The 6954-nt window shown below is 68.6% G+C and carries 8 protein-coding genes; 5 read left to right on the top strand and 3 right to left on the bottom strand.

Annotated elements, in window-relative coordinates:
• Positions 1-143 precede the first annotated feature (143 nt).
• From D472_RS0100985 to D472_RS0100975, 3 genes are all read left to right on the top strand, one after another.
• A complete protein-coding gene (locus tag D472_RS0100985; RefSeq protein WP_017602633.1) occupies positions 144-779 on the top strand; it encodes a TetR/AcrR family transcriptional regulator in 636 nt (211 codons plus the stop codon).
• A 259-nt stretch (positions 780-1038) separates the two neighbouring features.
• Positions 1039-1194 carry a hypothetical protein gene (locus D472_RS28365; RefSeq protein WP_017602632.1) on the top strand — a complete coding sequence of 52 codons (156 nt, stop codon included), beginning with the start codon at positions 1039-1041 and terminating at the stop codon, positions 1192-1194.
• 157 nt (positions 1195-1351) lie between these two features.
• Complete coding sequence (locus D472_RS0100975; RefSeq protein WP_017602631.1) at positions 1352-2434, top strand: Rv2578c family radical SAM protein; 1083 nt, start codon at positions 1352-1354, stop codon at positions 2432-2434.
• Positions 2435-2450: 16 nt separating this feature from the next.
• On the opposite strand, the gene D472_RS0100970 is transcribed toward D472_RS0100975, so the two are convergent.
• Positions 2451-2960, bottom strand: a complete 510-nt coding sequence (locus D472_RS0100970) for a CGNR zinc finger domain-containing protein (RefSeq protein ID WP_017602630.1) — start codon at positions 2958-2960, stop codon at positions 2451-2453.
• Between the two features lie 100 nt (positions 2961-3060).
• On the opposite strand from D472_RS0100970, the gene D472_RS0100965 reads away from it, so the two are divergent.
• Positions 3061-3942, top strand: coding sequence for an alpha/beta fold hydrolase (locus D472_RS0100965; protein ID WP_017602629.1), 882 nt, complete (start codon positions 3061-3063; stop codon positions 3940-3942).
• A gap of 124 nt (positions 3943-4066) precedes the next feature.
• Here D472_RS0100965 and D472_RS0100960 read toward each other — a convergent pair whose 3' ends face one another.
• Positions 4067-6013: a heavy metal translocating P-type ATPase gene (locus D472_RS0100960; protein ID WP_017602628.1), complete on the bottom strand. Its 1947-nt coding sequence runs from the start codon at positions 6011-6013 to the stop codon at positions 4067-4069.
• A complete protein-coding gene (locus D472_RS0100955) occupies positions 6006-6371 on the bottom strand; it encodes an ArsR/SmtB family transcription factor (protein ID WP_026117257.1) in 366 nt (121 codons plus the stop codon). Before D472_RS0100955 ends, D472_RS0100960 begins: the two co-directional genes overlap by 8 nt.
• A gap of 113 nt (positions 6372-6484) precedes the next feature.
• Between D472_RS0100955 and D472_RS24485 the strand changes: the two genes are divergently transcribed.
• On the top strand, positions 6485-6954 hold a 470-nt coding region (locus tag D472_RS24485), incomplete at its 3' end, for an FAD-dependent oxidoreductase (RefSeq protein ID WP_017602626.1).

Raw genomic sequence — 6954 nt, 5'->3', positions numbered from 1 at the left:
AGGAGGCGCCCAGCCGCGCCACGATCGGCGGGATCTCGGTGGTCAGGGTGAGGGGTTGGCTGGGGGTCTCGGTGTTAACCATGACACAGATACTAAACGAAAACGTTTCGTTTCCAAGAGGTGGAGTCGATAGGATTCCTCCCATGACGACGGACCATCTGCCCGACACGTCCGCGCCGGCCGCCCCCCGAGGTAGGCCTCGCGACGCCACCCGGGATCGCGCGCTGATGGATGCCACCCTCGCCGAACTCCAACGGCACGGCTACAGCGGTCTGACCACCGCCGCCGTCGCACGACGGGCCGGGGTCTCCACCGCCACCCTCTACCGCCGCTGGCGTTCCAAACAGGATCTGGTGGTGGGAGCCGCCCAGGCCTGGGCCGAGAACCTGGGGCCCGACCACGACACCGGAAGCCTCGAAAGCGACCTGGGGGCCCTGCTCCATGACAAGGCGGACGCCCTTCAGGGCCCTTCAGGTCGTCTTCTTCGCGCCGTTCTGGGCGAGGCCGCCCACAACCAGGCCCTGGCCGACGTCCTCTTCGACGCCTTCGTCCTGCCCCTGCAAAGTCGAGTCCTGGCCCTGTTGGAGCGCGCCGCGCACCGCGGCCAGATCCCACCGGTGGAGGACCCCTTGGTGGTGGCCGAGTTGGTCATCGGGCCGATGGTGAGTCACACCTTCCTGGTTCCACCGACCGAAGGTGAGGGCCCCTCGCCCGGCCACGACATCGCCGAGCGTCTCTTGCCCTACCTGCTGCGCGCCGTGGGTCATCGGCCCACCTGAAGTCGGCGTCTCACTGGCACCACCCCGGTGCACACCGGCGCCATGACCCAGCGCCCCGAAGAACAACGCCCCAACGAACAGCGCACGGTGGCCCAGAAGATGGGCGTTCGACCGCACGGCCGCGACTACCTGCACCTGTTCGCCACCAAGGCCGAACGGTTGCGCGAGGACCTGGCCACATGCCACCCGCACCTGCGTCCCGGTGGCATGTTGTGGGTCTCCTGGCCCAAGGGCGGGCCTGCGGGGCACCGGCCTGAACATGAAGCGCGTGATCGCCATCGGCTACGACCAGGGCCTGGTCGAAAGCATCTGCCTTCGGGTCGATGACACCCGGACCGGCTTGAAGTTCACCCATCCCAAGCCGGACAAGGTCTACCGCAACAGCTACGGCACTCTGCCCTGGCAACGCGAGTGAAGGTTTCCACGTGAGTGTTCTTTGATTCACGTCAAGGTTTTTCGATTAAAAAGAGCCTTACCTTGACGATGTAGATTCACAATACCGGAAGCGAGCCGAGAAGTCCTGCCCACCAGACACACTGGACAGGCATTCGAAAACATGTTCGAATCAGGTCATGCGCTGGGAGAACCTGCGAGAAGACACCGAGAGCGGACAGACCGCCCTGTTCGACGCACCCACCACACCCCGAATCCGGGGAACCGGCGGAGCGGGACTGGTGGCGCCCTCCCCCTCCCCCATCCGGGCGGGCGAGCCCGGCGCGCCGGTCGCCATCGAGATCCGCGCTCGAAGCATCGTCAACCGCGTACCCGGCGCGGACCCCATGTTCCGCTGGACCATCAACCCCTACCGGGGCTGTGCGCACGCCTGCGTGTACTGCTTCGCCCGGCGCACCCACGAGTACCTGGACCTGGACAGCGGCCGGGACTTCGACACCCGTATCCTGGTCAAGGTCAACGCCGGCGAACTAGTGCGCGCCCAACTGGCCCGCCCCTCCTGGCGCGGCGAACACATCGCCATGGGCACCAACACCGACCCCTACCAGCGCGCCGAGGGCCACTACCGGCTGATGCCGAAGATCATCGCCGCGCTGAGCGAGGCCGCCAACCCGTTCTCCATCCTGACCAAGGGCACGTTGATCCTGCGTGACCTGGACCTGCTCGAACGGGCCGCCGAGGTCACCGACGTGGGACTGGCGGTCTCGATCGGCTCCATCGACGCGCGCCTCTGGCGCACCGTGGAACCGGGCGCCCCCTCACCGCGGGCCCGCCTGGACGTAGTGAAGAGACTGACCGACCGAGGTTTGGCGTGTTCGGTCCTGATGGCACCGATCCTTCCAGGGCTGACCGATTCGGTGGAACAGATCGAACGCACCATCGCCGCCATCGCCGAGGCCGGGGCCACCCGCCTGACCCCGGTCGTCCTGCACCTTCGGCCGGGCGCACGCGAGTGGTACCGGACCTGGCTGGAACGCGAGCATCCCCGACTGATACCGCTGTACCGGCAACTGTACGGACGGGGCTCCTACGCACCCGCGTCCTACCGGAACATCGTCACCGAAGCCGTCCGCGAGGTCGCCGCCCGCCACGGGCTCGACCATCCCGTGAACGAGCGCGGCACCGAGAAGCCGGCGCACCCCGCCCCGAACGGGCGACTCCCCTTGGACCTGCCCGGGCCCGCGCTCCGAAACCGATTCTGAGCGGCCCGCGCCGCGTTCAAGTCCCCGGCTCCCGGCGGGCGCGCTCCTGGTGGCGACGGGCCTTGAGACGATTACCGCAGGTCTTCATCGAGCACCAGCGGGCGGTGTTGGCACGACTGCGGTCCAGGAGGAAGAGACGGCACTCGTCGTTGCCGCAAGGACGCAAACGGCCGGGTCTGCGTTCTTGGACGTCGAACCAGGCGAGCACCAATTCCACCGCGAGCATCCGTTCGGGCGGCCCGGTCAGACGCCAGCGCAGGCCCGAGGCGTCGACTTCGGGGAGTCGATGGACCCCGGTGAACACCCGTCGCATGTCCGCCTCGGGCACGGGTCCGTACGTGGCGGCCTGAAGCAGGTCCCGGGCCTGTCGCAGCCGGTCCAGCTCCGTGGCCTCGCCCGAGCCGCCGTGCTCTCGCGCCCACCGCCGCAGGACGGCGTCGTCGGCCCACAGGTCCTGCTTGCGCCCCTCCATCACCGGGGTGCTGTTCAGTGCCTGGAGCAGTGCCTGTTCGTCGATCACGTCCACCCGTTCCCCGACTAACCCTCTTACCGCACTTGACAGGTTACCTGAGATCGGGTCCACTGAAGGCTCGAATAACCACCAAAAAGACACAAGAGGGTTAGTCATGGTCGAGGTTCGCCACCGCTACGCCACCGTGCGGGGACACCGCGTCTTCTACCGGCAGGCCGGTCCCCCGGACGCACCGACCCTGTTGCTCCTGCACGGGTTCCCCACCAGTTCACGCATGTTCGGCCGGCTGATCCCACGACTGGCCGACCGGTTCCACGTCATCGCCCCCGACCACCTGGGTTTCGGCCACTCCGACGCCCCCTCCGTCGACGTGTTCCCCTACACGTTCGACGCACTCACCGACATCACTCAGGAGTTCTTGACCGAACTCGGCATCGACCGCTACGCCATGTACGTGCAGGACTATGGTGCTCCCATCGGATGGCGCCTCGCGCTGAACACCCCCGAGGCGGTCACTGCGGTGATCACCCAGAACGGCAACGCCTACGAGGACGGATTCGTCCCTCGGTTCTGGGAACCGGTGTGGGCCTACGCCGAAGACCCGAGCCCCGAGACGGAATCGAAGGTCCGCAGTGCTCTGAGCCTGGAGGCCATTCGCTGGCAGTACCTGCACGGGGTGGACGATCCCGAGGCGGTGGACCCCGACACCTGGACACTCGACCACCACGACAGGAGCCGCCTCGGCGACGACCTGGCCCAGCTCCGTCTTTTTCGCGACTACGCCACCAACCGCCCCCTGTACCCGAGGTTGCACACCTACTTTCGGCGGAGCCGTGTCCCACTCCTGGCCGTGTGGGGCGCAGAGGACCTCATCTTCGGCCCTGCGGGCGCACGCGCCTTCGCTCGGGATTTGCCCGACGCCGAGATCCACCTGGTGCCCGGCGGTGGCCACTTCCTGCTCGAAAGCCACCTGGACACCGCGACAGGCCTGATCCGAAACTTCCTGAACCGCACGTTGGCGACGCCTGAGGCGTAAGGGCGCGAACCGACGGTCCGCCGTCGATCACCGTGGGCGATCGACGGCGGACCGCTCCCGCACCATATGAGCCTTCTCCGCCCCGATCGGCGAGAAGACGCGCCCAGTGGTCGCCCTGACGACCTCAGCCCACCGGCTCCGCCCGAGGCGCCGGCTTCATCACACCCGTCCAAGCGCCCACTCGCCCGGCCCGCACCCCGTTGGCCACCACGAACACCTCGGCCACCTCGTGCACCAACACCACCGCGGCCAGGCCGAGCACTCCCCACAGTGCCAAGGGCATCAACCCCACGATGATCGCCAGCGACAACCCCACGCTCTGCCACATGATCACTCGCGCGCGCCGGGCGTGCGCCAATGCCCGTGGAAGATGGCGCAGGTCTTGGCCCATCAACGCCACGTCCGCGGTCTCCACCGCCACGTCCGTGCCCATCGCCCCCATGGCCACGCCCACGTCGGCCCGTGCCAGCGCCGGGGCGTCGTTGACCCCATCGCCCACCATGGCGACCGGCCCCGGGAGTTCGTCGAGTACTCGTGCCTTGTCCTGAGGGCGCAGATCGGCGTGTACCACCTCGATCCCCGCTTGGGCGGCCAGCGCCGTGGCGGTGGCACGGTTGTCCCCGGTGAGCATCGCGACCTCGTAACCCGCCGACCTCAACGCGCGTACCGTTTCGAGGGCTTCGGGACGCAGCTCGTCCCGCACCGCCACCGCGCCCACCAGGTGCCCTTCTCGTTCCACCAGCACCACGGTGGCGCCGGCCCCTTGCCGGCGTTCCACCTCCAAGGACGACTCACCGGCCTGGATCCACCCCGGGCGCCCCAAGCGGGCCGGGCTCCCATCGAGCACACCGGTGAGCCCGGCCCCGGGGACGGCCACCACGTCCTGGGCCACGTTCGGGGCCTCGACCTCGGCCAGGATCGCCGCCGCCAAAGGATGCTCGCTGCGGGCCTCCAGGGCCGCGGCCACGCCCAGCACTTCTTCCCGGCTCCGGCCGGGCTCCGCGATCACCTCGACCACCGTGGGACGATTCCGGGTCAGCGTGCCGGTCTTGTCCAGGGCCACGGTCCGCACCCGACCCAACGCCTCCAGGGCCGCACCACCCTTGATCAACACCCCGCGTCGGGTCGCGGCGCCCACCGCCGAGACGACCGTCACCGGTACCGAGATGGCCAACGCGCAGGGGGAGGCGGCCACCAACACCACCAAGGCGCGCTCGAACCACAGTGCGGCATCGCCCAGCAACGCGCCGGTACCGGCGATGATCACCGCCGCGATCATGACCGCGGGTACCAAGGGCCGGGCGATCCGGTCGGCCAGACGCTGTCCGCTCCCCTTGCGAGCCTGTTCGGTCTCCACAATCCGGACCAACCGCGCCAGGGAGTTGTCCTGGGCCGTGGCGGTGACGGTGACCTCCAGGGCACCGGTGCCATTGACCGTCCCGGCGAACACCTCCGTTCCGGGGCCAACCTCCACCGGGATGGACTCTCCGGTGACGGTGGAGGTGTCCAGGGAGCTGTGTCCGTGGGTGATCCGTCCGTCGGTGGCCAGGCGTTCCCCGGGTTTGACCAGCAGGGTCTCCCCCAGCAGCAGATCGGCGGGGTCGATCTCGTGTTCTCGTCCCTGGCGCACCACGGTGGCGCGGGCCGGAACCAGCTCCAGTAGGGAGCGCAGCCCTTGGCGGGTACGGGCCACGGAGTACTCTTCGAGTCCTTCGGCGATGGTGTAGAGGAAGGCCAACAGGGCGGCTTCGGCCACCTCGCCGAGCAGGACGGCGCCCACGGCGGCGATGGTCATCAGGGTACCCACACCGATCCGGTCCCGAAGCGGTCCCGGTCGCCACAGTCGGCGCAGCGTCGAGGGCACGAAGGTCCATCCGGCCACGGCCAAGGCCACCGCGTGCAGAAGGAGGGTGAGGAACGTGGGGCCACCGGACCAGCCCACGAGGTACCCCATCGCCAGGGGCAACGCGGCCGCCGTGGCGAAGCGGATCTCGCTCACCCCCCACAGCGTGGTGGGGGCGCCCTCGTGGTCGAGGGGGGCCTGATCCGAGCAGGCGCAGGTATCACTCATCGGCACCTCCTTCCTTCGGGGCGATGCCGTATTCGGGGCACAGGGCCACGGTGTTTCCGGTGGTGGCCAAAAGCCGCTCGGCGGCCGAGAGCACGTCGAGGAGTTCGGGGTGAGCCAGGGAGTAGAACACCTGGCGGCCCTGCGGGCGGCCCTGAACCAGGGCGCACTCGCGCAGACAGGCCACGTGCTTGGAGATGGTGGACTGGGCCAGCCCGAGCTGTTCGACCAGGTCGCACACGCGGGCCTCCCCGTGGGCCAGGCGACGCACGATCGCCAGCCGGGTGCCGTCGGCAAGGCTGTGGAAGAGCGCTTGGGCTGCCCCCGTGGGCGGGACGCGCCCATTCTGATTCATCGCCATGGGGCGATGATATCCACTTAAGACGATAAGACGAACGATCGCCCAGCACCTTTACGGCATAGATCCTCAAGTGGTGAAGTACCACCGACGCCGAACCCGACTTCACCGAACGGATGCGTTTGCACCAACTCGCCGCAGGCCAGGACCTGCGCCGACGTGATCTCGCACGGATGTTCGCGGGCACCGGCATCCGCTTTCGCCTGGCCCGCGTGAGCACCATCGACACCGACCACCACACCGTCACCGATGCGCGGGGCAGCGACCGATGGGAGTACGACACCCTGTCGTACACGCTGGGCAGTACCGTCGCCGATCACGGCGTACCAGGGGTCCCGGAACACGTCTTCCACGTCACCGAACGATCCGCGGCGCTGCGTCTGCGCCGGCGGTTGAGCGACTTGAACGGCCAAGGCAGGGCCCTGGTCGTGGGTGGAAACCTGACCGCGATCGAGGCCGCCACCGAGATCGCCGAATCCCACCCCGGGCTCCGGGTCGACCTCGCCACCACCGGCGACGTCGGGGATTGGCTGGGGCCCAAGGCCCACCGCCACCTGCTGCGCGCCTTCGACCGGCTGGGCATCGG

Origin of the sequence: Nocardiopsis alkaliphila YIM 80379, assembly GCF_000341005.1 — a bacterium.
GTDB lineage: Bacteria > Actinomycetota > Actinomycetes > Streptosporangiales > Streptosporangiaceae > Nocardiopsis > Nocardiopsis alkaliphila.
Note: the sequence above shows the minus strand (reverse complement) of the source record. Positions and strands in the feature narration are given on the sequence as shown.